The sequence below is a fragment of the Roseobacter sp. HKCC-CH-9351 genome, assembly GCF_037830295.1.
In the GTDB taxonomy this organism is placed as follows: Bacteria; Pseudomonadota; Alphaproteobacteria; order Rhodobacterales; family Rhodobacteraceae; genus M30B80.
Genome location: NZ_JBBLYM010000001.1, coordinates 1,279,898 through 1,304,685, shown reverse-complemented (window position 1 = coordinate 1,304,685; position 24,788 = coordinate 1,279,898). Strand labels below are relative to the sequence as shown.

Annotated in this window: 24 protein-coding genes; 11 read left to right on the top strand and 13 right to left on the bottom strand. The window is 55.7% G+C overall.

The window, feature by feature from the left end; all coding sequences use genetic code 11:
- The first annotated feature begins 6 nt into the window (after positions 1–6).
- Complete coding sequence (locus AAC632_RS06645) at positions 7–942, top strand: BKACE family enzyme (protein ID WP_340297434.1); 936 nt, start codon at positions 7–9, stop codon at positions 940–942.
- Positions 929–1,675 carry an SDR family oxidoreductase gene (locus tag AAC632_RS06640; RefSeq protein WP_340252297.1) on the top strand — a complete coding sequence of 249 codons (747 nt, stop codon included), beginning with the start codon at positions 929–931 and terminating at the stop codon, positions 1,673–1,675. The genes AAC632_RS06645 and AAC632_RS06640 overlap by 14 nt, the downstream gene beginning before the upstream one ends.
- 93 nt (positions 1,676–1,768) lie before the next feature.
- Here the strand turns inward: AAC632_RS06640 and AAC632_RS06635 are convergent, their stop codons facing one another.
- Together AAC632_RS06635 and AAC632_RS06630 are read right to left on the bottom strand one after the other, a co-directional pair.
- Positions 1,769–2,239, bottom strand: coding sequence for a DUF1178 family protein (locus AAC632_RS06635; protein WP_340252299.1), 471 nt, complete (start codon positions 2,237–2,239; stop codon positions 1,769–1,771).
- Between the two features lie 85 nt (positions 2,240–2,324).
- The gene (locus tag AAC632_RS06630) at positions 2,325–2,801 is read right to left on the bottom strand and encodes an NUDIX hydrolase (protein ID WP_340297436.1); all 477 of its coding nucleotides are present in this window, start codon (positions 2,799–2,801) and stop codon (positions 2,325–2,327) included.
- A 181-nt stretch (positions 2,802–2,982) separates the two neighbouring features.
- Between AAC632_RS06630 and AAC632_RS06625 the strand changes: the two genes are divergently transcribed.
- Entirely contained in the window at positions 2,983–3,516 is a 534-nt protein-coding gene (locus AAC632_RS06625; RefSeq protein ID WP_340297437.1) for a glutathione peroxidase, read from the top strand.
- Positions 3,517–3,521: 5 nt separating this feature from the next.
- Positions 3,522–4,655, top strand: coding sequence for an acetoin utilization protein AcuC (locus tag AAC632_RS06620; RefSeq protein WP_445322645.1), 1,134 nt, complete (start codon positions 3,522–3,524; stop codon positions 4,653–4,655).
- Between the two features lie 54 nt (positions 4,656–4,709).
- Here the strand turns inward: AAC632_RS06620 and AAC632_RS06615 are convergent, their stop codons facing one another.
- The gene (locus tag AAC632_RS06615) at positions 4,710–6,197 is read right to left on the bottom strand and encodes an NAD(P)(+) transhydrogenase (Re/Si-specific) subunit beta (RefSeq protein WP_340252305.1); all 1,488 of its coding nucleotides are present in this window, start codon (positions 6,195–6,197) and stop codon (positions 4,710–4,712) included.
- A gap of 18 nt (positions 6,198–6,215) precedes the next feature.
- Positions 6,216–7,790, bottom strand: coding sequence for a Re/Si-specific NAD(P)(+) transhydrogenase subunit alpha (locus AAC632_RS06610; RefSeq protein ID WP_340297439.1), 1,575 nt, complete (start codon positions 7,788–7,790; stop codon positions 6,216–6,218).
- A 235-nt stretch (positions 7,791–8,025) separates the two neighbouring features.
- Between AAC632_RS06610 and kynU the strand changes: the two genes are divergently transcribed.
- The 3 genes from kynU (at position 8,026) to moaA (ending at position 11,669) form a co-directional block, all read left to right on the top strand.
- Entirely contained in the window at positions 8,026–9,216 is a 1,191-nt protein-coding gene (gene kynU, locus AAC632_RS06605) for a kynureninase (protein WP_340297441.1), read from the top strand.
- Positions 9,217–9,342: 126 nt separating this feature from the next.
- Positions 9,343–10,617, top strand: a complete 1,275-nt coding sequence (locus AAC632_RS06600; protein ID WP_340297443.1) for a DUF3422 family protein — start codon at positions 9,343–9,345, stop codon at positions 10,615–10,617.
- A 41-nt stretch (positions 10,618–10,658) separates the two neighbouring features.
- The gene (gene moaA, locus AAC632_RS06595; RefSeq protein ID WP_340297445.1) at positions 10,659–11,669 is read left to right on the top strand and encodes a GTP 3',8-cyclase MoaA; all 1,011 of its coding nucleotides are present in this window, start codon (positions 10,659–10,661) and stop codon (positions 11,667–11,669) included.
- 10 nt (positions 11,670–11,679) lie between these two features.
- Here moaA and AAC632_RS06590 read toward each other — a convergent pair whose 3' ends face one another.
- The gene (locus tag AAC632_RS06590) at positions 11,680–12,843 is read right to left on the bottom strand and encodes a M20 aminoacylase family protein (protein WP_340299900.1); all 1,164 of its coding nucleotides are present in this window, start codon (positions 12,841–12,843) and stop codon (positions 11,680–11,682) included.
- A gap of 85 nt (positions 12,844–12,928) precedes the next feature.
- Positions 12,929–14,287 carry an exodeoxyribonuclease VII large subunit gene (gene xseA / locus AAC632_RS06585; RefSeq protein WP_340297448.1) on the bottom strand — a complete coding sequence of 453 codons (1,359 nt, stop codon included), beginning with the start codon at positions 14,285–14,287 and terminating at the stop codon, positions 12,929–12,931.
- Positions 14,288–14,373: 86 nt separating this feature from the next.
- On the opposite strand from xseA, the gene purD reads away from it, so the two are divergent.
- Positions 14,374–15,636: a phosphoribosylamine--glycine ligase gene (purD, locus tag AAC632_RS06580; protein ID WP_340297450.1), complete on the top strand. Its 1,263-nt coding sequence runs from the start codon at positions 14,374–14,376 to the stop codon at positions 15,634–15,636.
- Positions 15,637–15,657: 21 nt separating this feature from the next.
- Here purD and phaR read toward each other — a convergent pair whose 3' ends face one another.
- The 3 genes from phaR to phaC all read right to left on the bottom strand — a co-directional run bounded on the left by phaR (position 15,658) and on the right by phaC (position 18,748).
- Positions 15,658–16,218 (bottom strand): polyhydroxyalkanoate synthesis repressor PhaR, encoded by a 561-nt coding sequence (gene phaR, locus AAC632_RS06575; RefSeq protein WP_340297452.1) that lies wholly within the window; start codon positions 16,216–16,218, stop codon positions 15,658–15,660.
- 170 nt (positions 16,219–16,388) lie between these two features.
- Positions 16,389–16,844, bottom strand: coding sequence for a Phasin (locus tag AAC632_RS06570; RefSeq protein WP_340261276.1), 456 nt, complete (start codon positions 16,842–16,844; stop codon positions 16,389–16,391).
- 131 nt (positions 16,845–16,975) lie between these two features.
- Positions 16,976–18,748: a class I poly(R)-hydroxyalkanoic acid synthase gene (phaC, locus tag AAC632_RS06565; protein ID WP_340297454.1), complete on the bottom strand. Its 1,773-nt coding sequence runs from the start codon at positions 18,746–18,748 to the stop codon at positions 16,976–16,978.
- A 158-nt stretch (positions 18,749–18,906) separates the two neighbouring features.
- On the opposite strand from phaC, the gene phaZ reads away from it, so the two are divergent.
- A complete protein-coding gene (gene phaZ / locus AAC632_RS06560) occupies positions 18,907–20,163 on the top strand; it encodes a polyhydroxyalkanoate depolymerase (RefSeq protein ID WP_340297456.1) in 1,257 nt (418 codons plus the stop codon).
- Here the strand turns inward: phaZ and AAC632_RS06555 are convergent.
- Positions 20,160–20,930 (bottom strand): alpha/beta hydrolase, encoded by a 771-nt coding sequence (locus tag AAC632_RS06555; RefSeq protein ID WP_340297458.1) that lies wholly within the window; start codon positions 20,928–20,930, stop codon positions 20,160–20,162. The genes phaZ and AAC632_RS06555 overlap by 4 nt on opposite strands.
- 135 nt (positions 20,931–21,065) lie before the next feature.
- On the opposite strand from AAC632_RS06555, the gene thrS reads away from it, so the two are divergent.
- Entirely contained in the window at positions 21,066–23,018 is a 1,953-nt protein-coding gene (gene thrS / locus AAC632_RS06550; RefSeq protein WP_340297459.1) for a threonine--tRNA ligase, read from the top strand.
- Position 23,019: 1 nt separating this feature from the next.
- Here thrS and AAC632_RS06545 read toward each other — a convergent pair whose 3' ends face one another.
- Positions 23,020–23,349: an arsenate reductase family protein gene (locus AAC632_RS06545; RefSeq protein ID WP_340297461.1), complete on the bottom strand. Its 330-nt coding sequence runs from the start codon at positions 23,347–23,349 to the stop codon at positions 23,020–23,022.
- A 227-nt stretch (positions 23,350–23,576) separates the two neighbouring features.
- On the opposite strand from AAC632_RS06545, the gene AAC632_RS06540 reads away from it, so the two are divergent.
- Positions 23,577–23,783, top strand: a complete 207-nt coding sequence (locus tag AAC632_RS06540) for a cold-shock protein (protein WP_340297463.1) — start codon at positions 23,577–23,579, stop codon at positions 23,781–23,783.
- Between the two features lie 51 nt (positions 23,784–23,834).
- Here AAC632_RS06540 and AAC632_RS06535 read toward each other — a convergent pair whose 3' ends face one another.
- Positions 23,835–24,239, bottom strand: coding sequence for a DUF2177 family protein (locus AAC632_RS06535; RefSeq protein WP_340297465.1), 405 nt, complete (start codon positions 24,237–24,239; stop codon positions 23,835–23,837).
- A 69-nt stretch (positions 24,240–24,308) separates the two neighbouring features.
- Entirely contained in the window at positions 24,309–24,785 is a 477-nt protein-coding gene (locus AAC632_RS06530) for a dihydrofolate reductase (RefSeq protein WP_340297466.1), read from the bottom strand.
- Positions 24,786–24,788: the final 3 nt, after the last annotated feature.

Here is a 24,788-nt window from a genome sequence, read left to right as displayed (position 1 = left end):
GCCAGAATGCCGAAATCTTCACGTAAGGTGATCATCACATGCGCGGTTACAGGCGCAATCCACACGCCATCTATGTCACCCTTCCTTCCTGTCACCCCACAAGAGATCATTGATGACGGGATCAAGGCCTTTGAGGCAGGCGCATCTATTTTGCACCTGCACGCGCGCGATCCTGAAAATGGACGGCCTACACAGGACCCTGAGATGTTCCGCAAATTCCTGCCACAACTCAAACAGGCAACCTCAGCGGTGTTGAACCTAACCACAGGCGGTTCGCCCCATATGACCGTAGCGGAGCGAATGCGCCCTGCCGCAGAGCTCAAGCCCGAGGTTGCCTCCCTCAATATGGGAAGCATGAATTTCGGACTGTATCCCATGCTTAACCGTTTCAAAGAGTTCAAACATGACTGGGAGCGCGAGCATCTCGAAAACAGCCGCGACCTTGTCTTTAAAAACACATTTGCCGATATCGAACACATCCTGCGCACGGGCAATGCCAATGGCACGCGGTTTGAGTTTGAATGTTATGACACAAGCCATCTCTACAATTTGGCGCATTTTGTGGATCGTGGCTTAGTCAGGTCCCCTTTCTTGGTTCAAACCGTCTTTGGCCTCTTAGGAGGAATTGGCGCGCACCCCGAAGATGTCGCACATATGAAGCGCACTGCAGATCGCTTGTTCGGGGATACTTATGTGTGGTCTGTTTTGGGTGCAGGGCGCAATCAATTGCCCGTGGCGGCCCAAGCCGCTGCGCAAGGGGGGAATATCCGTGTCGGGCTTGAGGACAGCCTTTGGTCGGCGCCGGGTCAATTAGCACAAAGCAATGCCGACCAAGTTAGAAAAGCGCGTGCCTTGCTTGAAGGACTGAGCCTCGAAGTGGCAACGCCTGACGAAGCGCGCGAGATGCTAGATTTGAAGGGGGCGGGTGATGTCGCATTCTGATCCAAAAGGCGCGGTCATTGTCACGGGCGGCTCACGCGGGATCGGGGCCGCAACGGTGCGCCGCTTGGCCCTTGCAGGCTATCCTGTGCTCTTCACCTATCACAGCAACGCCGCCGCTGCTGATACGCTCTGTGCAGACCTTCATGCACAGGACGCGCAAGTGGTGGCACTGCAATCTGATGCGGCTGACCCCGCCGCGGCGGAGGCCGTGGTGACCGAATGCATAAGGCGCTTTGGGGCCCCAATCGCGCTATTTGCAAATGCTGGCATCACGGGACCTGCCCTACCATTGCGTGATCTGGACATGGCTGATCTGCGGCGTGTTATTGATACCAACCTTCTGGGTGTTTTTGCGATCGCCAAGGCCGCCACTGCCGCGATGCCCCAAGGTGGGTCTGTCGTTTTGATGTCCAGCCGTGCGGCAAAACTGGGTGGCGCGGGCGAATGGGTGCATTACGCAGCCTCAAAAGGAGCGATTGACACTATGACCGTCGGCCTTGCCCGCGAACTGGGGCCAGCTGGCATCAGAGTGAATGCGGTGGCCCCTGGCTTGATCGATACGGAGATTCATGCAGCCGCAGGAGTGGGAGACCGGCTAGTCACAATGAAAAAAAATGTACCGATGCAGCGTATCGGACGGGCTGATGAGGTAGCCGAGGTCGTCAGTTGGTTGCTCTCAGACGACGCAAGCTATGTGACTGGAACAATTGTGGAAGTCTCAGGGGGGCGCTAGGCGTTTATAACCCCGCCTAGTATAACCCTAAATCTTCTAATCCACACCATCATTGCCCCTATTGGCCTTGCGTATTAAGGCCAAACAGCAGGGTCAATTTGCCTTCGACTTCGGTAAAAACGGCAAGGGCGCTATTTGCACGCCCTCCTCAATCAATGCTTTGGCTTCACCGGGGGCGGCTTCGCCGTGGATCATGCGCTCAGGCGCGGTGCCATCATGGATTGCGCGCGCTTCTTTGACAAAATTCTTGCCAACATAGGTCGAATTTTCTTCGACATGTTTGCGCATCGCTTGGATCATTTCCTGAAGTTTACCATCGGGGGCGCTCAGCGCCCCTGTGGGCGGGGTGCTTGGCACAGGCAGGTTATGTGCAATTTGAGGGCTATCGCCATCGCCATCGCTTGGGGCGACACGAGGCGCCATGATCGCCTTTGTGACATCAGAAGATCCGCAAACACCACAAGACAGCAATTCCCGCTCCGCCAGATCGTCAAAGGCGGCAGCAGATTGGAACCAACTGTCAAACCCGTGCCCTTCGGCACATTTCAACGCATATCGGATCATAGAGTCCCTAACTGTGGCGAAAACGTCAGATTGCAAGTGGCCCTAAGTGTTACATCCTGCGCATTGCCCCCTGCAAGGGTCAAAATCACGTGGCAGGTGGCGGTGGCAGAAACCCTTTCAGGATCGCCTTAAGGTCAGGCTCCCGCACCTTTGACGCGGCCTTTTTCGCGGAAAACCATTTGCGCCGCCGCTCCCCCGCTTCGGGATATTTATCGGCCAAAGATTTCACCTCGACAGGAAAGACGGACACGATACAGGGCACTGGATCGGTGCCATCAATCTCTTTGGAATAGGAATAAAGCCCGACACAAAGGTCTAGGGTCGTGCCGCGCACACCTGCCTCTTCCCATGCCTCTATCCCTGCGGCTTCGGCGGGGGTTTTGCCATCCATGGGCCATCCTTTGGGGATGATCCACCGCTCACTGTCACGCGAGGAGATCAACAAAATCTCGACGCCTTTCTTCTTGCGGCGAAAACACAGCGCTGCAAATTGCGAGCGCGGTTCCCGTTTGGATGCCCCCTCAACCCGTAATGGCCCTTGCACTGTGCGAAGATTGCTCATCGCGTTTTATCACCGCTCTTTGTTATATTCGTTATGTCCCAGTTTGCCGAACTTTCCCAAGAAAAGCAAAATAAACCATAAATTTTTCAAGCGGGGGTTGGCGCATGTAGCACCCGCGCCCTTGATCACATTGGCATTTCAACTAACTTTTGCACAAATGCCAATCGAAGGAGCAGCATTGATGACAGTCTCAGGGATTTTGGCCAAATCCGTTTTGGTTTGGGCTGTGGCCACATCAATGGCCGTGGCTGTAGAGGATTTCACATTTCCTTCGATTGACGGCGGTGAATATCAGTTTTCAGACTGGCGTGGGCAGCCAATTTTGGTGGTAAACACGGCATCGCAATGCGGCTTCACACCACAATATGAGGGATTGCAGGCCTTGCATGATCGTTATGCCGATCAGGGATTGATTGTATTGGCCGTGCCTTCCGATGATTTTGGGCAGGAACTGGCCAGCGAGGCCGAAGTGGCCGAGTTTTGTGAATTGAATTACAATTTGACCCTTCCGATGACCGAGATCACGCGGATTAAAGCCCCCGATGCACATCCATTTTTCGAATGGCTCGCGCGCGAACATAATGCGCGGCCGTCATGGAATTTTTCAAAGTTCCTCATTGATGGAAATGGTGAATTTGTCGAGGATTGGTCAAGCCTGACAGGCCCGACAAGTGGCGCGATCATTCGGGCGGTTGAGCGCGAATTGGCGCGCTAGTCCCTGTGACCACGCCCGTTTTTCTTGGCTCCGAGATATATCGCGGATCAACCTATGGTTCGTGGCACCCCTTGCGCATTCCGCGTGTCTCAACTGTGATGGATTTATGCCGAGCCATGGGGTGGCTGAGCGCAGCGCAATATCGCCAAAGCCCTCGAGCCAAGCCAAAAGCCCTGTCTGCATGGCATGACCCCCTCTATATCGAGGCGCTCATGCGCGCCGAAGAAACCCAAGATGTGGATGACGCAACCCGCGCGCGCCATGGCCTTGGGACTGTGGCAAACCCCGTCTTTCCCGAAATGTATCGCCGCCCCGCCACGGGGGCAGGTGGCGCGCTTTTGGCGGTTGAATTGCTGCGCGCGGGCGGTGTCGTTTTTCATCCAGGCGGCGGCACGCATCACGGTCTGCCCGACCGCGCGAACGGGTTTTGCTATCTCAATGACCCTGCGCTTGCGATCACGGCGTTGCGACAGCAAGGGCGGACGCGCATCGCCTATGTCGATATGGACGCCCACCATCCAGACGGGGTGGAGCATGGGTTCAAGGGCGCGTCCGATGTCTTGATGATCTCTGTGCATGAAGAGCGGCGTTGGCCATTTACAGGGGCGCTGGACGATGATGGCGGGGGAAATTGTCTAAACCTGCCCGTCCCGCGCGGGTTTATTGATGCGGAAATGGCACTCATTCGGGATATGCTGATCTTACCCGCCCTTGCGGCGTTTTCGCCTGAGGCCATCGTGTTGCAATGCGGTGCTGATGCGGTGACCGATGATCCGCTCTCAAGGCTCTGTCTATCTGCGCAAAGCTATTGGGACATGGTCGCTGCCGTTCAATCGTTACGCTGTCCCCGCCTATTGGTGACAGGGGGTGGGGGCTATAACCCATGGACAGTCGCCCGCGTCTGGAGCGGCATTTGGGCCACACTCAGCGGGCAAGATATTCCTGACCGCCTCCCACAAGAGGGCGAAGCGATCTTGCGGGGTCTATCTTGGGCGGGGCATTCGAAAGGGAAATCACCACCCGCGACATGGTTCACGCAGTTGCATGACAACCAAGACGAAACACCAATTCGCGATACAATCCGAGATCGCATTGCCCTGCTCTCTGCGCGCCCTGCGGCGCAGGGCGTTTTGCCATAAAAAAGGCGGCCCCGAATAAGGGCCGCCTGATTGTCATTCGCGCACCACAAGGGCTTAGGCGATTTTCGGCAGCAAGCTGTCGATTGAGGCCTTTGCATCGCCATAGAACATCCGCGTGTTCTCTTTGTAGAAAAGCGGGTTCTCAATGCCCGAATAGCCCGTGCCCTGCCCCCGTTTGGAGACAAAAACCTGCTTGGCTTTCCAGCATTCCAACACAGGCATCCCTGCGATTGGCGAGTTGGGGTCTTCTTGCGCGGCTGGGTTCACGATGTCGTTTGAACCGATCACAATGGCCACATCGGTGGATGGGAAATCCTCGTTGATTTCATCCATTTCCAGAACGATGTCATAGGGCACTTTGGCCTCTGCAAGCAGAACATTCATGTGACCGGGCAAGCGGCCTGCAACGGGGTGAATGGCGAAACGCACGGTTTTGCCTGCCGCGCGCAGTTTGCGTGTAAGCTCAGCCACACCTTGCTGTGCCTGTGCCACCGCCATCCCATAGCCTGGGATAATGATGATGCTGTCGGCCTCGTTCAGCGCATTGGCCACACCATCGCTGTCGATTGCGATTTGCTCGCCCTCAATGGCCTGCTGCTCGCCTTTGGCACCGCCAAAACCACCCAAAATCACGCTGATGAAACTGCGGTTCATGGCTTTACACATGATGTAGCTGAGGATGGCGCCCGAAGAGCCCACCAAAGCCCCCACAACAATCAACAGATCATTGCCAAGGCTAAAGCCAATCGCCGCCGCCGCCCAACCTGAATAGCTGTTCAGCATGGACACAACCACGGGCATATCCGCGCCGCCGATCCCCATGATCAGGTGATAGCCGATAAAGAGAGCCAAAACTGTCAAGGCAATCAATGTCCAGCCGCCTGCGCCGCCCAGATACATCGCGGCCAACGCCAAGGATGCGGCAGCGGCAGCAGCATTCAAGATATGCCCACCAGGCAGTTGCTTCGCCGCACTGTTCACACGCCCTGCAAGTTTGCCATAGGCGATGACGGAACCCGTAAAGGTCACAGCACCGATCCAAATCCCCAAGACCAATTCAACGCGCAAAATGCCAACTTCAACGGCGGTTTTCTTTCCCAACAGCGCCGCGAAATTGGACAGGGTGCCAAGCATTTCATAAACAGGCGCCGCAATCGGGCCTTTGGGTTGCGGGAAGGCCATACCTGCCTCGCGCAAAACTTCGCCCACGCTGACCAATTCAAGATGCGCGTTAAAGCCTACGAAAACGGCAGCAAGACCCACCAAGGAGTGCATGATTGCCACAAGTTCAGGCATTTGCGTCATTTGAACCTTGGTGGCGAGTTGATACCCAACCCCTGCGCCTGCCGCGATCAAGACCAATGACATCAGCCACAACCCCGAACCTGGGCCGATTAAGGTGGCCGAAATCGCAATGGCCATGCCTGCGATGCCATACCAAACCGCGCGCTTGGCACTTTCTTGTCCCGACAAACCGCCCAGCGAGAGGATGAAGAGAACGCCCGCGACTGCATAAGCCGCAATGGTGAAACCGAAATCCATATCTGATACCCCTGCTGCTTACGATTTCTGGAACATGGCGAGCATCCGCCGTGTCACGAGGAAGCCGCCGAAAATATTAACTGCAGCCATAAAGATACCAAGGGCCGCCAAGATCGTGATCAGCGCAGAGCTCGAGCCGATTTGCATCAGCGCGCCCAAGATCACAATCGAGGAAATCGCATTGGTCACCGCCATCAAAGGCGTGTGAAGGCTGTGCGCCACGTTCCAAATAACTTGGAACCCGATGAACACCGACAGCACAAAGACGATGAAGTGCTGCATAAAGCTCGCAGGCGCAATCAAGCCCACGCCCAAGACCAACGCGGCACCAATCGCCAGAAGGGTAACTTGGTTCTTCGTCTGCGCCTTGAAGGCAGCGATCTCTTGCTCCCGCTTTTCTTCGGGCGTCAGTTCTTTGGGCTTTTCACGCTTCTGCGCGGCAATAGCCGCCACTTTGGGTGGCGGCGGTGGGTAAGTGATCTCACCGCCGAACACCGCAGTTGCCCCGCGGATCACATCATCCTCCATGTTGTGCACGACCTGACCATCCTTTGCGGGGGTGAGATCGGCCAACATATGGCGGATATTTGTGGCATAGAGGGTTGAGGATTGCGCCGCCATACGGCTAGGGAAATCGGTATAACCGATAATCACCACGCCATTGTCGCTGACAATCCGCTCATCCGCCTTGGTCAATTCACAATTGCCGCCCCGTTCTGCAGCCAGATCGATGATTACCGAGCCAGGCTTCATGCTTTCGACCATGTCTTTGGTCCACAGCAATGGCGCAGGGCGGCCTGGGATCAAGGCCGTGGTGATCACGATATCCATATCTGGCGCGATCTCGCGGAATTTGGCCAATTGCTTGGCTTGGAACTCAGGGCTTTGGGGCGGGGCATACCCACCAGTCGCTGCCCCATCGGGCAATTCGTCATCTGAGAATTCAAGGAACACGAATTCCGCGCCCATGGATTCAATCTGTTCTGCAACTTCGGGACGCACGTCAAACGCATAAGTGATTGCGCCCAGAGATGTGGCCGTGCCAATGGCGGCTAGGCCCGCAACGCCTGCACCAACCACCAAAACCTTTGCAGGGGGAACCTTGCCTGCCGCAGTCACCTGCCCTGTGAAGAAGCGGCCAAAGTTATTGCCTGCCTCAATCACCGCGCGATAGCCTGCGATATTCGCCATTGAGGAGAGCGCATCCATTTTCTGCGCGCGGCTGATGCGGGGCACCATATCCATTGCGATCACATTGGCACCTTTACTGCGGGCCAATTCCATCAACGCCTCATTCTGGCCGGGCCAGAAGAATGAAATCAGGGTCTGCCCCTCGCGCAAGCGCTTGACCTCAGCCTCTTGGGGCGGGCGCACTTTGATCACAACATCCGAGGCTTTGCACAAGGCCGCCGCTGTTTTCACAACGCTGACGCCAGCCGCCTTGTAGACTGCGTCTGAAAAGCCAGCTGCTGCACCCGCACCTGTTTCGATCACGCATTCATGTCCAAGCTTCTGCAATTGCGCCGCGCTGTCGGGTGTCATCGCAACCCGCGCTTCGCCCTCTTCGATTTCTTTTAAAGCGCCAATTTTCACGCTACATTCCCTCCAGTTTTTGGTGGCTCCCGCCCCCATAACAAGTGCCGCAGATGGATACAACGGCCCATTCCGCGACATAATATTTCGTATACAACCGCATACCGCGCAATATCTGTACGAAACAAGAATTGGCTCAAGTTGCGGCAATGTCCAGAGGCAGAACGCAGCCGCGCCAGATCAATTGACCTCAACGGGCAGATGCGGCAGCAATTTAAAAAGAGGAGAGGCCAAGATGACAGATTTCACCAAAACCCGTGGGGCATTCCATATTCCCGATGGGGTGATCTATCTTGATGGCAATTCCCTCGGCCCCCTGCCCTTGGCGGCACAAGCAGCCGCCAGCCAGACCTTGACCGATCAATGGGGCGAGATGTTGATCACCGCATGGAACCGCGCAGGCTGGATTAATCTGCCGCGCAAATTGGGGGATCGCATCGCACCGCTGATTGGGGCTGAGCCTGAAACAGTTCAAGTGGGCGATACATTATCGTTGAAACTTTATCAGGCGCTTGGGGCCGCTTTGGCGATGACAGATCGCAAGATCATTCTTAGCGATCAAGGCAATTTTCCGTCCGATCTCTATATGGCCGAAGGGTTGATCCAAATCATGGGCCAAGGCCACGAACTGCGCTTGGTTGCACCCGAAGCCGTGGAAGCGGCGCTCAGTGACGAGATCGCCGTGCTGATGCTGACCCAAGTTGATTATCGCACAGGCCGCAGGCATGACATGGCGCGCCTGACGGCTCGGGCACATGAATTGGGGATTATCACAATCTGGGATTTGGCCCATTCGGCGGGGGCGTTTCCCTTGCATCTTGCGCAAACAGGCGCGGATTTTGCGGTTGGATGCAGCTATAAATATCTCAATGGCGGGCCAGGGGCGCCCGCCTTTATCTATATCGCCCCGCAGTATCGTGACCATGCGCATACTGTGCTCAACGGGTGGCTTGGGCACGCAACACCCTTTGCATTTCCGCTAGAATATACACCCGCCACAGGGGTGGATCGGATGCGGATTGGCACCCCTGCGGTGGTGCAGATGCAAATCCTAGATGCCGCCCTTGATGTGTGGCAGGGGGTTGATCTGAATGATCTACGTGCGGCCTCGGTCGCGCTGTCCGAGCGTTTGATTGCAGGCATTGAGGCCAATTGCCCCACTCTGCGCCTTGCAAGCCCCCGCGACCCCGAGCAACGCGGCAGTCAGGTATCATTTCATTTCGAACAGGCTTATGCCCTATGCCAAGCCCTGATCGCGCGCGGCATCATCGGAGACTTCCGCGCCCCCGACATTCTGCGATTTGGGATTACGCCGCTTTACATCGGCACGGCTGAAATTGACGCAGCCATTGGCGCAATTTCGGAAATCATCAAAGGCCGGCTTTGGGATCGCCCCGAATGGAAGACACGCAACGCAGTGACCTAAGGTCGCCTGATTGCATACCGCTAAGTGCAGATAAACCTTTAAAATACAAATAAATTTTTGGTTTACATATCCAAAAATTTTCGTCAGTTTGAAGCATCTTTCCCCGCCTGAAAGGCGTGACGGCATATGCTACAAGATCATCCGCTGCGCTATGCGCTTGCCAATGAGTTGCACGCGAGGCCCTTTCCTTCGCTGAACGCGCCTTCGCAGGCTTTGTTCCTCGCGATCAAACAGCCGCAAAATGCCGCCAAGCGCGACCGCGCTCTTGATCGCGCGCATCTTATCGCGCTGCTTGATCGGTTCGGCGCCGCGCATCCGCAGCCTGATGCCACCCATTATTTCGGTGATATGGGCAAGTTCCGTATCAAATGGGAAATGCACACGGAATTTGTAACCTATACCGTCTTTATGGACGGGCCAGAAACACGCGCCTTTGATCCTGAGTTGTGGCAGGTCTTTCCCGAGGAATGGCTAAAATCCGCACCCGGTGCGCGGATCACATCCCTTCATATTCGCGTGGCCAATGCCCCAAGCGATGCCCAGATCGCACAAGAGATTGACGAGTGGTTCGTTCCAGAAAGCCTTGCCGTCAGTTCGGTTCTCGATGGAAGTGCTGTGATTGCAGGCGATTTTCGCATTGATAGCGGCGGGCACATGCGCTTTGCCGTTTTTGTGGATAGCGAGACAGGCCAACGGCGTATCGGCCGCGTGGTGCAGCGTATTTGCGAAATCGAAACCTATAAAACCATGTCCATGCTCGGCCTTCCCCGCGCGCGCGATATTGGCGCAAGGATGGGCGAGTTGGACGAAACCCTGTCGCAACTTGTCGCTGATATGAATGGTGACTTGGCACAGCCCGAAGACACGCTTGATCAACTTCTCTCCATCGCCGCGGAATTGGAGAAATTGCAATCTGAAAGCGCGTTTCGCTTTGGGGCCACGACCGCCTATAATGCGCTCGTCAATCAACGCATAAACGTGCTGCGCGAAGAGCGGTTCGCGGGGCGGCAAACCTTTGCGGAATTTATGATGCGCCGCTTTGACCCCGCCATGCGAACCGTCAAGGCGAATGAAAACCGCCTGCAACAGATCACAGATCGCGCCATTCGCGCGGGCGATTTGTTGCGCACACGGGTCGATGTGGGGCGGTCTGCACAGAACCAATTGCTGCTGGAAAGCATGAACAAACGCGCGGATCTGCAGTTGCGGCTGCAAAAAACGGTTGAGGGTCTTTCGGTCGTGGCCATCAGCTATTACGCCATCAATCTGGTGGCCTATCTTTTGGCCCCCTTATCCGAACCTTTGGGGATTTCCAAAACCACACTCACAGCAGCTGCGGTGATCCCTGTGATCGGGCTTGTCTGGTTTGTGATCAACCGCCTGCGCCGCCATATCGAATGAGGGCTTGCGCAGGGTTTATGCGCTGATTTAGGCTTGTGCGCATGAACACCACCACGCCTTTAATCGACCCATTTGCCCGCGCGATTTCCTATGTGCGCGTCTCCGTCACGGATCGCTGCGATTTTCGCTGCGTCTACTGTATGGCGGAGAATATGACATTCCTGCCCAAGGCCGAATTGTTGAGCTTGGAAGAGCTGGATCGGCTTTGTTCCAGTTTCGTCAATCTTGGGATCAAGAAACTGCGGATCACAGGCGGGGAACCCTTGGTGCGCCGTGGCATCATGACCTTTTTCGAGGCGATGGGACGGCATCTGGAAACAGGCGCGCTCGAGGAATTGACCCTCACCACCAATGGCAGCCAACTTAGCCGCTTTGCGCAGCCGCTTTATGATTTGGGGATGCGGCGGATCAATGTCTCGCTTGATACGCTGAAGGATGACAAATTCGCCGCCATCACCCGATGGGGCCGCCTGCCCCAAGTCCTCGCGGGAATCGAGGCCGCGCGCGCCGCGGGCCTGCGCGTCAAAATCAATGTGGTGGCCCTTAAAGGGTTCAATGAGGATGAACTGTTCGACATCCAATCCTGGTGCGCGCAGCACGATATGGATCTGACCTTTATCGAGGTGATGCCAATGGGCGATCTGGGCAATGAAGACCGCCTAGACCAATATTGGCCCCTGTCGGATTTGCGCGGGCGTCTGGCCACGCGCTTTACCCTGACCGATCTGGCCGAACGCACAGGCGGCCCCGCCCGCTATGTCCGCCTTGAGGAGACAGGGCAGAAAATCGGGTTCATCACGCCGCTCACACATAATTTCTGCGAAAGCTGCAATCGCGTGCGCCTGACCTGCACGGGGCAGCTTTATATGTGTTTGGGGCAAGAGGACATGGCCGACCTACGCGCCCCCTTGCGCACCAGTGATGATAACGCCACCCTAGAGGCCGCCATCCGCACAGCCATCGCCCGCAAACCCAAAGGCCATGATTTCGACTATTCCCGCCAAAAAGTGGCGGGTCAGATGTCACGGCATATGAGCCATACGGGGGGGTAGGTTTACCCCTTCAGCCCGCCGCCATCCGCCGCTCTACGATCTCGGCCCACCAGCTGCAGCCTGCGGGGATGGCTTCATCGTTGAAATTGTATTTTGGGTGATGCACGCCTGCGCTGTCACCATTGCCGACCAGAATATAGGCCCCAGGGCGGGAATTGAGCATGAAGGCGAAATCTTCGCCGCCCATGATCAGGGGCGCTTCGACACAATCGCCTGAAACGGCGCGGGCGACTTCGGCGGCGAATTCGGTTTGCGCCTCCGAATTGATCATCACAGGATAGCCATGGTGATACTGCACCTCGGCCTGCCCGCCAAAACCCTCGGCGGTGGCTTTGGCAATCGCGGTAATCCGCGCTTCGGCCAATTCTCGCAGATCAGGGTCAAGCGTGCGCACAGTGCCGCGCAGATGGATTTTCTCAGGGATCACGTTATAGGCCTCGCCCGCGCTGTGCATCGCCGTCACCGAAACCACCACCTGTTTCACAGGGTCGGCATTGCGGCTGGCGATGGTTTGCAGGGCAAGCACCAGATGGCTGCCCATCACCACAGGGTCAATCGTGTCTTGCGGTTTGGCGGCATGGCCTCCTTTGCCCGTCAGGTAAATATCGAATTGATCGGTCGCGGCGAAAAATGGACCAGGTCGGATCGCGAATGCGCCCGTGGGCATCCCCGGCCAATTATGCATCCCGTAGACCTCTTGGATGCCGAAACGCTCCATCATCCCGTCATCAACCATTTCGCGGCCGCCGCCGCCGCCCTCTTCGGCGGGTTGGAAGATGATGGCAACCGTGCCATCAAAATTGCGCGTCTCGGCCAGATATTTCGCGGCACCGAGCAACATGGCCGTATGCCCATCATGGCCGCAGGCATGCATTGCACCGGGTGTTTTCGAGGCATAATCAAGCCCCGTTTCTTCATGGATCGGCAGGGCATCCATATCTGCGCGCAACCCGATGCAGCGACCCGATGCAGTGGATTTGCCTTTGATGATGCCCACAACCCCTGTGCGCCCTAAGCCCGTAACCACCTCGTCACAGCCAAATTCGCGCAACCGCTCGGCCACCACAGCCGAAGTGCGATGGGTTTCGAACAGGATTTCGGGGTTCTCGTGCAGATCGCGCCGCCACGCGGTGATTTCGGGCAGCAATTCGGCAAAGCGGTTTTTGATCGGCATAAGAGGCCCCTTTCTTGTGCATCGGCTGTCTCACGAAAACTATATCCCGCCTAGATAAGGCAGCAAGCGGATTCCCGCCACACCTTTACGGGAGCGGCTTAACCTGCGCCTTACCATCAGCCAGTTCAACCTCAACCTCGGACGCCGTGCGCAGAGCTGCAGTTGTGGTGATCAACCCCGTCTCATTGCGCAACACCGCATAGCCGCGCTTGAGCGTTGCCGTGTAGCCGAGGCTTTGCCGCATCCGTTCAAGGGCATTCAGTTTTTGCTGTGCATCTGCAATCGCGCGGCTCAGAACCGAGGGGCGCAAATTGGCGCAAGCGCGCTCATAAGGCAGGCGTTTTTGCGCCAAAGCACGATCCAAGGCAGGCACCAGTCGCGCGCCCACAGTTTGCACATGATGGCTGCGGGTTTGCACGGATTGCACCAATGCAGGCTCAAGCCTGTCTGCCACGCGATCAAGGCGCTGCTGCGCAGTCTCAAGCAGCGAGGCAGGGCGCGGCAAGGCGCGCGAGAGATCCGCCAGCCGCACACGCCGCTGCGTGACAACTGCCTGTGCCCCCCGCGAGAGGCGCGCGCCGCAATCTTGAACCCAAGTGAGGATATCCATCCGCACAGGCACCGCACGCTCGGCCGCAGCGGTCGGCGTGGGCGCGCGATAATCAGCCGCAAAATCAATCAAGGTGGTATCGGTTTCATGCCCCACAGCGGAGATCAGGGGGATCCTGCTTTCGGCGGCGGCGCGCACCACGATTTCCTCGTTGAACCCCCACAGGTCTTCAAGGCTGCCTCCGCCCCGCGCCACGATGATCAAATCAGGGCGGGGGATTTGCCCCCCTGCGGTAAGGGCGTTAAACCCGCGAATGCCTGCCGTCACTTCTGGCGCGCATTTCTCTCCTTGAACCGCGACAGGCCAGATCAAGACCTGCCGTGGGAAACGATCCCGCAGGCGGTGCAAAATATCGCGGATCACCGCCCCAGAGGGCGAGGTAACCACACCGATCACCTCAGGCAAAAAGGGCAGCTCCTGCTTGCGCGCAGCATCAAATAAACCCTCAGCAGCCAATTTCATACGGCGCTGTTCCAACATCGCCATCAAGGCACCCGCCCCCGCAGGGCGCATATCCTCGATCACCAATTGATATTTCGATTGGCCTGCAAAGGTCGTCATGCGCCCCGCGGCGACAACCTCCATCCCCTCTTCGGGTCTGTGGGATAGGCGCGCGGCTGTGCCCTTCCAGATCACGGCATCCAAATTTGAGCGATCATCTTTCAAGGTCAAATAGATATGACCAGAAGCAGGGCGCGAAATACGGCCCAATTCGCCGCGCACGCGGATATGCGAGAACTCCCCCTCAATCATTCGCTTCACCGCACCAGAAAGCTCAGTGACAGAGAACTCTGGTGCGTTTCCGCCCTCGGCTTCTTCGATCAAATCCGACATCTGCCTTTCATCCCTTGGGTTGGCTTGCGTTGATTTCCCTCGCAGCTTAGAACGCGGCAACGAAAAGGCCAAGTGGAGCGGATGCGATGAATATCTTGATTTTGGGCAGTGGTGGCCGTGAACACGCTTTGGCTTGGGCGGTTTTGCAAAGCCCCAAATGTGATACGTTGATCGTTGCCCCCGGCAATGCGGGGATCGCCCAAATCGCCGCTTGTGCCGATATCGATATTCTTAACCCGCAGGCGGTTGTGGATTTTGCTGCCGAAAACGCGATTGATTTTGTGATTGTTGGGCCCGAAGCCCCCTTGGCCGAGGGCGTGGTCGATGCCCTGTCACAATCGGGCATCTTGGCTTTTGGCCCAAGCCGAGAGGCGGCGCGGCTTGAGGCCTCTAAGGCCTTTACCAAGGAAATCTGTGACGCGGCCAAGGCACCGACTGCCGCCTACGCGCGGTTCACCGATGCAGCATCCGCGCGGGACTACGTCACAGCACAAGGCGCGCCCATTGTGGTCAAGGCCGATGGTTTGGCGGCGGGCAAAGGTGTGATCGTGGCGATGACCCTGACCGAGGCGTTGGACGCGATTGACGATATGTTCGGCGGCGAGTTCGGCGATGCAGGTGCCGAGGTGGTAATCGAAGAGTTCATGGAGGGTGAAGAAGCTAGCTTCTTCATTCTCTCTGATGGCGCATCCATCCTGCCTATTGGCACAGCCCAAGATCATAAACGCGCCTTTGACAATGATGCGGGGCCGAATACGGGTGGCATGGGTGCCTATAGCCCTGCCCCCGTCCTAAGCGATGAGATCGCCGCGCGCGCCTTGCGCGAGATTGTGCAGCCCACGATTGACGAAATGGCCAAGCGCGGCACGCCCTATCGCGGCGTGCTTTATGCAGGGTTGATGATCAAAGACGGCCAAGCACGCTTGGTCGAATATAACGTGCGCTTTGGCGATCCTGAATGTCAGGTGTTGATGATGCGCCTCGGCGCGCAGGCCTTAGATCTGATGGTGGCTTGCGCGGAACAGAGGCTTGACCAAATGTCGGTCAACTGGGCCGAGGATCACGCGCTCAGCGTTGTGATGGCGGCAAATGGCTATCCCGGATCATATGAAAAAGGCAGCGTGATCAACGGGCTTGAGGCGTTGGCGCAAGACAGCAACCACATGGTATTTCACGCAGGCACCAAGGAAGTGAATGGTGCAATCACAGCCGCAGGAGGGCGCGTTTTAAACGTCACCGCCCGAGGTGAAACCTTGGCCGAGGCCCGCCACCGCGCCTATGACATGGTCAATAAAATTGATTGGCCTGACGGGTTTTGCCGCTCAGACATCGGATGGAGGGCGCTGTAGCACAGCGCGCCTCCGATGCCATCACAGCTTGGAGAGCTTGTTTTGCAGTTCCGCAAGCTGGCGTTTGATCTGGCTCAGTTCGTCCTCTTCGCTCGCAGGGGTGGGCGCGTCTTCCTCCTCTGCGCTCGGGCCTGACCACCCTTTGCCCAAACCACCAGTCATCGCTTTCATCAAGGCTTCTTGCTGGGCGCGCATGGCCTCAAACCCGGGCATGGAGGCCATCGGGTTAATCGCGCTCATGTTTTCCATTATCGCGGATTGGCCCTGTTTGAGCATATCAAAGGACATCGCAAGAAAATCGGGAACCACGCTTTGTGCTTGGCTTGTGTAACTGCGGACCAGATCATTCAGCACGGCAATTGGCAAAACACTTTCGCCGCGTGATTCATGTTCTGCGATAATCTGCAACAGAAATTGGCGGGTCAGATCATCCCCTGATTTCAGGTCAACAATCTTCACCTCGCGCCCTGCGCGGATGAACCCCGCAACATCATCAAGCGTCACATAATCGGAGGTCTCAGTATTATAGAGCCTGCGGCTGGCATAGCGTTTGATCAATAAAGGCTCTTGTGCCTGTGCCATTTCATCCTCCCTGACTTACTGTCACGCGTTCACCCTAGGGATCAGCCTAAGCAGTCGCAGAAAAAAAACAATAATTGTTTTGCAGATGCAAAAAGGGCAGGCGGTGAGGCCTGCCCTTTTTGGGAGCGCGTTGGAAGGGAGGATACCAACGCGGCACAGAAATCTGTAGCTTATGCAGCTGCAGTTGCTGCTTTCTTGGCTGCTGCAGTGACTTCAGCAGTTGCTTTTTTAACAGCTGCAGAAGCTTCTTCAGTTGCAGATTTGCCTGCGGCCATCATCAACTCAACAGTGTCCATCTGAACTTTTTTCGCGACTTCAGCGAAAGCAGCCATGTTTTCAGCTGCGATTTCTGCTTGTGCAGAAGCGAAATCGGTCAGGGCTTTGCTGTAATCAGCAGGCTCTTCTTTTACTTTTGCAAAATCGCCGAGTTTCGCGATGGTTTCTTTTGTCCAACCTGCTTGGATCTCAGAGGATTTCTCAGCAGCTTCAAGAGCAACTTTTGAGAACTTCTCGCCCATCGCGGCAGAGTTTTTGAACGCGTCGGTCATTGCCGACATGTCCATTGGGTAAGCCTTCATCATGTCCTGAAGAACTTTTGTGAATTCGTTTGCGGCTGTTTTTGCCATGGTCTCTACTCCAAAAAATATCGCGTGTTTCGCGGACTGCGTTTGCTGCATGTGCAGTATATGCCATGCTGCACCGCAGCAAGTCAAGCACTTTTCTGCACCGCAGCAAAAGCCAAAAATTTTATGGATTATCAGAGTTCTGGCGTTTCCTTGACATAGGTTCCGGGGGCTTGCGCCAATATTTTATAGCCCGACTCACCCAAGCTGCGCGCGGCAACGCGCTTTCCCGAATGGGTGCGCAACCATGCTTCCCACCGAGGCCACCATGACCCTTCGTGGAATTCAGCCTGCTCGCGCCAGTCTTTCACGGAAAGGCTAAGGTCATCATGTGTATAATGACCGTATTTCTTTTTGTTGGGCGGATTGATGATCCCCGCGATATGGCCCGATTGGGATAGGATAAAGGTTTTATCTTGTGACCCCATTTTTTGCACACCGCGATAACTGTCCTTCCACGCCGCAATGTGATCCGCCTCGCAGGCAATGGCGCAAAGCGGCAGGTCGACATCACTGACCTTGAGCTTCTTTCCCATCAATTCAAACGTGCGCTCAGCAAAATCATTGCTTTGGCAAAGACCTCGCAAATATTGCACGGTCATCTTGCCAGGCAAATGCGTCCCGTCACCATTCCAGTAAAGCAGGTCAAAGGCAGGCGGCGCCTCCCCCATCATATAGCTGCGCACCGCAGGGCCGTAGATCAAATCCTTGGCGCGCAAAAAGCTAAAGGTCTTGGCCATATATTTGTTATCAAGCACACCATCTTCGGCAACCTGCCGTTCGATGGCATCGACAAAGTCATCTTGCAGAAAGACCGTAAATTCACCCTGATCGGAAAAATCCGTCATCGTGGTGAAGAAGGTGGCCGATGAAATCGGCTTTTGGCGCCGTTTTTTCAGCAGCGAGAGCGTGAGGCTAAGGGTGGTGCCTGCAATGCAATAGCCCACCGTATTGACCGCCTTACTGCCCGTGATCTCTTTGGCGACGTCAATAGCCTTGAGATAGCCTTTCTCGATGTAATCTTCGAGGCCCTTATCTGAATAGGACTTATCAGGGTTCTTCCACGACACTACGAATAAGGTATAGCCTTGATCCACAATCCATCGGATCAAACTATTTTCGGGGCGCAAATCCATTACGTAATATTTGTTGATCCACGGCGGGAAGATGATCACAGGTTTTTTATAGACCTTCTCTGTGGTCGGCGCGAATTGCAGCAACTCCATCATTTCGTTGCGATAGATGACGGCGCCTTTTGCGGTTGCGATATTCGTGCCCAATTCAAAGGCCGAACCATCGGCCAAAGTTGGCAAGATCTCACCCTTATGGGCCTGAATATCGCGCACGAGGTTCTCTAAGCCCTTCACAAGGCTTTCGCCCTCGGTTTCGACCGCACGCTCCAACGCATCTGGGTTTGTGGCCAGAAAATTTGTTGGTGCCAAAAGATCAACCATCTGTTTTGCAAAGAATTCGATTCTCTGCCGATCTTTATGCTCTAGCCCCTCAAGATCCTTCAACGAGACCTCTATGGCATTGGCCGAGATCATATATTGCTGTTTGACGTAGTTAAAATAGGGGTGCGTTTTCCACAGCGGATTGGAAAAACGGCGATCATCCGGGGTGTTATCCTCGGGCGGCTCTAGCTTGCCTTGCGTAAGATTCTGTTGAGCTTCCGCGTAATGCGTGACGGAATCAGCCCAAAATTTGACCTGCCGCTCCATTAATTTTGCGGGGTTATTCACCAATTCCGACCAGTATGCCATGCTGGCTTTCATATAGAGATCGGGGCCTGGCCCATTCAGGCCAGGGTCGTTTTGGCCTTTATTTGCGAGGGCTTCGACCAAACGTCGGCTTAACTCTTCCACGCGTTTGAGGTTGGTGTTTAACTTTTCTAAATGGTCACCCATGACTCTTGCCTCCTCGCGCGCGGATCGTCACTTTGCTTGATTTTATCCGATAAATGCTGCATTTGCATAGAGAGGCTTTACCAAGGTGAGGGGGTAGGGCTGATTTACCGCAGGGTGCATTGACGGCGCCCAAGCTCAATTTTGGAGATATGCATCCGATGCGACAGCTTCTCACCTATGATTTCATGGAAACCATGCGCGTGACCAACCAATGGCTTGGATCAACCGCGCGGGCGATGTGCTCCTATCCGCAATTCGGGCTTGTGGCCAATCCCGCCATCCAAATGACCGCCGCTTGGGGTGAGGTAATGGAGCGCAGTTTTGCGCGCATGGCGGTAAAACCTGATTGGGGCATTCGCTCCATCACACTCAGCGATGGCCGTGACCACGCTGTCAGTCCGAATGTTGTTCTTCCAAAACCTTTTGGCGATTTGGTGCATTTCGCTGTTGCAGAGCGCGCGGCTATGACCCGCAAAGTGTTGTTGGTTGCCCCAATGTCGGGCCATTACGCCACGCTTCTGCGCTCGACCGTCATCAGTCTGCTGCCCGATTGTGATGTCTATGTCACCGATTGGCACAATGCCCGCGACATCCCTGTCAGCGCAGGCAAGTTCGATGTCGAGGATTACACCCTCTATCTGGTGGAGTTCATGCGCCACATGGGGCCAGACACCCATGTCATCGCGGTCTGCCAACCCGCCCCTCTGACCTTAGCAGCGACCGCCTATCTGGCCGAGGAAGACCCCAAGGCACAGCCCCGCTCATTGACCCTGATCGGGGGCCCAATTGACCCAGAAGCCGCGCCAACGGATGTGACCGATTTTGGCAACCGCGTCACCATGGGCCAGTTGGAACAGTCCATGTTGCAGCGGGTGGGGTTCAAATATGCAGGCGCCGGCCGCATGGTCTATCCAGGATTGCAGCAGCTTAGCTCGTTTATGGCGATGAATGCCGAAAAACACAGCCGCGCCTTCACCGAGCAGATCCTTCGTGTGGCCAAGGGCGAGGCATCTGACAACGACAAGCATAACCGCTTTTATGATGAATATCTTGCGGTCATGGATATGCCTGCGGAATTCTACCTCTCAACCGTGGATCGTATCTTCAAGAAGCGCGAGATTGCGAAAAACACCTTCTCCGTTTCGGGTAAGCCTGTTGATATCGGCAAAATCACATCGGTTGCGGTGAAAACTGTTGAGGGCGGCAAAGATGACATTTCCGCCCCGGGCCAATGTGTTGCAGCCCTAGATCTATGCACCGGCCTGCCAGACAGCAAAAAGGCGAGCCACCTCGAGCCTGATGCAGGCCATTACGGGATTTTTGCAGGCAAAAGCTGGCGCAACAATATCCGCCCGCTTGTTCTGGATTTCATTGACGCCAACAATAAGTCCGTGAAGATCAAAGCCGTCAGTTAAACCGCGCTTTCCAGCATTTCATCCAGCCTGCGCGCCAAAAGAACAAGGCAATGCGGGCTGGAAAAGCGGTGATCCTCGCCTTTGACCAATTCCAAATGCAAATCATCGCACTGCAAATGCGCAAGAAGGCGCAAAGCCACCGCTTGATCCACCGCCTCATCCTCGGTGCCTTGTAAAAGGCGCACAGGGGCGTCAATCGCCAGAGCGCTGCGCAGAACCAAATTCTTGCGTCCATCCTCAATCATGCGCTTGGTGACGATCATCGGCTCCCCGTATTCTGAGGGCAGCGCGGTTTGCCCCTGCCCCATGACTTCAGCGCGTTGATCTTCGGTGAAACCGGCCCAAAACCCATCTTCAGTAAAATCAGGGGCAGCCGCGATGCCAATCAGCCCCGCAATCCGTTCGGGGTTTCGGCGCGCTATCAACAATGAAATCCATCCCCCCATGGACGACCCCACCAAAACCACCCGCTTCGGGGCAAGGCGATCTAAAACCTCGGCGGCGTCTTCGGCCCAATCGCCAATACAGCCCTCGGTGAACGCGCCGCTGCTTTCGCCATGGCCAGAATAATCAAACCGCAGGAAAGCCCGCCCACGGGATTTAGCGTATTCCTCAAGGAATACAGCCTTGGTTCCCGCCATGTCTGAGCGCAAGCCGCCCAAAAACACCACCATCGGATGGGTGCCTTCCGTCAGATGATAGGCAATGCTGCGAGATTTCTCGGTGATCAGATGGTCGGGCATGGTTTCGCTTTCATGTGCAGGCATATGTCCCCTCCATGCCAAAAACCTGTCCCCCCGCGCAAGAGTTGACACCACATCAAAGGCGCGCCAAAAGACCAAGCAACACTTAACCCGCAACCGGGCGTTTCGTAGGCGCCAAACTGACGAGGAGCAATGGCTATGCCACAGATTTCCCTAACATTTCCCGATGGCAATTCCCGCAGCTACGAGGCTGGCGTGACAGCCGCCGAGGTGGCCGAAAGCATCGCAAGCTCGCTTGCCAAAAAGGCGATCAGCGCCACAGTGAACGGCGCGCATTACGACTTGGCTTGGCCAATTGATGCCGATGCCACCATCGCGATCAACTCCATGAAGGATAATGACGCCGAAGCCTTAGAGCTGATCCGTCACGACTTTGCCCATGTGATGGCGCGCGCCGTTCAAGAAATCTGGCCAGATGTAAAAGTGACAATCGGCCCCGTCATCGAAAATGGCTGGTATTACGATTTTGACCGCAAAGAGCCCTTCACCCCAGATGATCTGGGTCGGATTGAGGCGAAGATGAAAGAGATCATCAACTCCCGCGATGCCGTGCGCACAGAAATCTGGGATCGCGCACGCGCAATCGCCCATTACGAAGCAGCAGGCGAACCATATAAGGTAGAACTGGTTGGGATGATCCCCGAAGATCAACCCGTGCGGATGTATTGGCACGGGGATTGGCAAGACCTCTGCCGTGGCCCGCATTTGCAGCACACAGGGCAATTGCCCGCTGATGCGTTTAAATTGATGAAACTCGCAGGCGCATATTGGCGCGGCGACAGCAACCGCCCGATGTTGCAGCGCATCTATGGGGTCGCGTTCAAAAACCGCGATGACCTCAAGGCGCATCTGACTTTCTTGGAAGAAGCCGAAAAGCGCGACCACCGCCGCTTGGGCCGAGAGATGAACCTGTTCCATATGCAGGAAGAGGCCCCAGGTCAGGTGTTTTGGCACCCCAATGGGTGGCGCATATATACAGCGCTGCAAGATTACATGCGCCGCCGTCAGCAAGATGGCGGCTATGTAGAAGTTAACACCCCGCAAGTAGTTGACCGCCGTCTTTGGGAGGCCTCGGGCCATTGGGAAAAATACCAAGAGAATATGTTCATCGTGGAAGTGGACGAAGACCATGCTCGCGAAAAGGCCATCAACGCCCTGAAGCCGATGAACTGCCCCTGCCATGTGCAGATTTTCAATCAGGGCATGAAATCCTATCGCGACCTGCCCTTGCGGATGGCGGAATTTGGATCATGTAACCGATACGAACCATCGGGCGCATTGCATGGGATCATGCGGGTGCGCGGCTTTACCCAAGATGACGCGCATATCTTCTGCCGCGAAACGCAGATTGAGGATGAAACAAAGCAATTCATCGAGTTGCTTTCAGCGGTTTACAAGGATCTTGGGTTTGAGAAATTCCGCGTGAAATTCTCTGACCGCCCCGACACCCGCGCGGGCAGCGATGAGGTTTGGGACAAGGCCGAAGCGGCACTTAAATCCGCCACCGAAGCGGCGGGATATGCCTATGAACTGAATCCCGGCGAAGGGGCTTTTTACGGCCCGAAACTGGAATTCGTGCTGACCGATGCCATTGGGCGCGATTGGCAATGCGGCACGTTGCAGGTGGATTTCGTTCTGCCCGAACGTCTGGACGCAACCTATATCGGTGAGGATGGCGCGAAACACCGCCCCGTCATGCTGCACCGTGCTATTTTGGGCAGCTTTGAGCGTTTTATTGGCATCTTGATCGAGAACTTCGCAGGCCGCCTGCCCTTCTGGTTGGCCCCGCGCCAAGTTGTGGTTGCCTCTATCGTCTCCGAAGCGGATGGGTTTGTGGATGAGATTGTCGCGCTGCTCAAAAAACGCGGCGTACGCACCGAGGCTGATAAGCGCAACGAAAAGATCAATTATAAAATCCGCGAGCATTCCACAGGAAAGGTGCCTGTAATTTTGGCCGTTGGACGCAAAGAGATGGAAGATCGCAGCGTGACCTTGCGCCGTTTGGGTGAAAGCCAAACTTCCGTTCAGCCCTTAGATGCCGTGATTGATGCCTTGGTGGCCGAGGCGATTGCGCCTGATCTGCGCAGCTAATTTATAAAAGCGCGGCTTTTACATCCGCGCCCCATCCCAGATAGAGCGCCCCGTTATCCGCAAGGATGACGGGGCGTTTCATCAGCACGGCATGGGTCGCCAATAGCGCCTTTGGGTCAGTGGCGCGCGTGGCATCATCCAAACCACGCCATGTGGTGGATTTGCGATTAATGAGGGCATCCGCCCCTAATTCTGCCAAAAACTGCGAAATCTCAGCATCGCTCAACGGGGTTTCGCGCAGATCACGCAACGCGGCGCTATGACCTGCAGTGGTCAATTCCTTCACCGCCTTGCGGCATGTGTCACAATTTTTCAGCCCAATAATCTGCATCTGTGCCTCTTTTTTATTCCACAAACCACAGCATAGGGCCGCAGGCGCTGGGTTCCAGAGAGTTTTTCTTGATTTTTAGCAAAACCAAGGCACTCTATTCGCGTGCCTCTAGGTCACCTGTTGAACTGCTTTTGAGACGGCAGCAAAGGTATGGTCATCGGCCCTGGCTGCACCCCACGCGCAGACACGCTTGTGGGATCGAGACTTGAGACAGGAAAGATACGAAAATGCCCACTGGCACTGTGAAATGGTTCAACACCACCAAAGGTTACGGGTTTATCGCGCCTGATGGCGGCGGCAAAGATGTGTTCGTGCATATCTCTGCAGTTGAACAAGCGGAGATGAAAGAATTAGCCGATAACACGAAAATCAGCTTTGAGCTTCGTGAAGGCCGCGATGGTCGGGCCTCTGCGGTCGATCTGAAAATTCTCTGACGTCAAAACCCCGCGCGCAAGGCAGCCACACCGCTTTGCGCGCATGGCCCCCTAGGCCGTGATGGCGCGCGCGATCATGACCCCGCCCCATGCAGCAACCCCTGTCAGCGTGGCGCCCCAAATCACATCCATCACCACCATTTGCGGGTGCCAGTCACGCATCACCGCCCATGACGTGAACTCATAGGTGCCATAGGCCACAAAGCCCAAAATTGCGCCATTGATCAGGGCCAGGCTTGGCATATCTGCGCGCATCGCGGGGGTGGAGGCAAAGTAAAGAATGCCCCCCATATAGGTCAGATAAAACAAGATTGCAGGCAACAGGCGAAACCCACCTTCATAAAGCAAATCGCCAATATGCCGCGCAAAGACAGGCTGCAAAACTATGTTCAACATCACCGCATCGGCAATGAGGAAGATCAAAGATGTCGCCACAAAGAGGATCAAGAGTGTCATCAGGTGCCGCCTTTTCGCGCTACGTCCCGCATGGCATAAGTTAGCGGTGCTTTTGAATAAGGCAAAACCTTAGGCCCGCACCAATTCCCGCACCACGCACGCGGGGCCATCCTCGCGCAAGGAATGCCGCCACACCTCGCGCCAATCACCTTCGTTGATCTCAGGGAAGTAGGCATCTGCCGCCTCAATCACCAAATCAACCTCGGTGACCAAAAGCCTGTCTGCCACCGGCAACATTTGCGCATAAATCTGTGCACCGCCAATCCCGTAAATCCGCGGATACCCTGCGCTTCGGGCCAACTCAATCGCTGCATCCACAGAAGCGACAACCGTTTCGTGCAGCGTTTTATCACGGCTGACCACGATATTGAGGCGATTTTTCAGCGGCTTAAACGGTAGGCTCTCCCATGTGTTGCGGCCCATAATCACCGCCCCGCCCATTGTTTCACGTTGGAAAAAGGCCAAATCTTCGGGCGCGTGCCACGGGATTGTGTTGCCTTTACCAATTGCGCCGTTCTGCGCCCGCGCTACCACAAGTGAAATCATGAC

What these genes read in the sequence shown, in the direction of transcription:
- AAC632_RS06645 (WP_340297434.1), top strand. Translation starts at nt 7, where the DNA reads ATGCCGAAATCTTCACGTAAGGTGATCATCACATGCGCGGTTACAGGC.
- AAC632_RS06640 (WP_340252297.1), top strand. Translation starts at nt 929, where the DNA reads ATGTCGCATTCTGATCCAAAAGGCGCGGTCATTGTCACGGGCGGCTCA.
- AAC632_RS06635 (WP_340252299.1), bottom strand. Translation starts at nt 2,239, where the DNA reads ATGATCCGATATGCGTTGAAATGTGCCGAAGGGCACGGGTTTGACAGT.
- AAC632_RS06630 (WP_340297436.1), bottom strand. Translation starts at nt 2,801, where the DNA reads ATGAGCAATCTTCGCACAGTGCAAGGGCCATTACGGGTTGAGGGGGCA.
- AAC632_RS06625 (WP_340297437.1), top strand. Translation starts at nt 2,983, where the DNA reads ATGACAGTCTCAGGGATTTTGGCCAAATCCGTTTTGGTTTGGGCTGTG.
- AAC632_RS06615 (WP_340252305.1), bottom strand. Translation starts at nt 6,197, where the DNA reads ATGGATTTCGGTTTCACCATTGCGGCTTATGCAGTCGCGGGCGTTCTC.
- kynU (WP_340297441.1), top strand. Translation starts at nt 8,026, where the DNA reads ATGACAGATTTCACCAAAACCCGTGGGGCATTCCATATTCCCGATGGG.
- AAC632_RS06600 (WP_340297443.1), top strand. Translation starts at nt 9,343, where the DNA reads ATGCTACAAGATCATCCGCTGCGCTATGCGCTTGCCAATGAGTTGCAC.
- moaA (WP_340297445.1), top strand. Translation starts at nt 10,659, where the DNA reads ATGAACACCACCACGCCTTTAATCGACCCATTTGCCCGCGCGATTTCC.
- AAC632_RS06590 (WP_340299900.1), bottom strand. Translation starts at nt 12,843, where the DNA reads ATGCCGATCAAAAACCGCTTTGCCGAATTGCTGCCCGAAATCACCGCG.
- xseA (WP_340297448.1), bottom strand. Translation starts at nt 14,287, where the DNA reads ATGTCGGATTTGATCGAAGAAGCCGAGGGCGGAAACGCACCAGAGTTC.
- purD (WP_340297450.1), top strand. Translation starts at nt 14,374, where the DNA reads ATGAATATCTTGATTTTGGGCAGTGGTGGCCGTGAACACGCTTTGGCT.
- phaR (WP_340297452.1), bottom strand. Translation starts at nt 16,218, where the DNA reads ATGGCACAGGCACAAGAGCCTTTATTGATCAAACGCTATGCCAGCCGC.
- AAC632_RS06570 (WP_340261276.1), bottom strand. Translation starts at nt 16,844, where the DNA reads ATGGCAAAAACAGCCGCAAACGAATTCACAAAAGTTCTTCAGGACATG.
- phaC (WP_340297454.1), bottom strand. Translation starts at nt 18,748, where the DNA reads ATGGGTGACCATTTAGAAAAGTTAAACACCAACCTCAAACGCGTGGAA.
- phaZ (WP_340297456.1), top strand. Translation starts at nt 18,907, where the DNA reads ATGCGACAGCTTCTCACCTATGATTTCATGGAAACCATGCGCGTGACC.
- AAC632_RS06555 (WP_340297458.1), bottom strand. Translation starts at nt 20,930, where the DNA reads ATGCCTGCACATGAAAGCGAAACCATGCCCGACCATCTGATCACCGAG.
- thrS (WP_340297459.1), top strand. Translation starts at nt 21,066, where the DNA reads ATGCCACAGATTTCCCTAACATTTCCCGATGGCAATTCCCGCAGCTAC.
- AAC632_RS06545 (WP_340297461.1), bottom strand. Translation starts at nt 23,349, where the DNA reads ATGCAGATTATTGGGCTGAAAAATTGTGACACATGCCGCAAGGCGGTG.
- AAC632_RS06540 (WP_340297463.1), top strand. Translation starts at nt 23,577, where the DNA reads ATGCCCACTGGCACTGTGAAATGGTTCAACACCACCAAAGGTTACGGG.
- AAC632_RS06535 (WP_340297465.1), bottom strand. Translation starts at nt 24,239, where the DNA reads ATGACACTCTTGATCCTCTTTGTGGCGACATCTTTGATCTTCCTCATT.
- AAC632_RS06530 (WP_340297466.1), bottom strand. Translation starts at nt 24,785, where the DNA reads ATGATTTCACTTGTGGTAGCGCGGGCGCAGAACGGCGCAATTGGTAAA.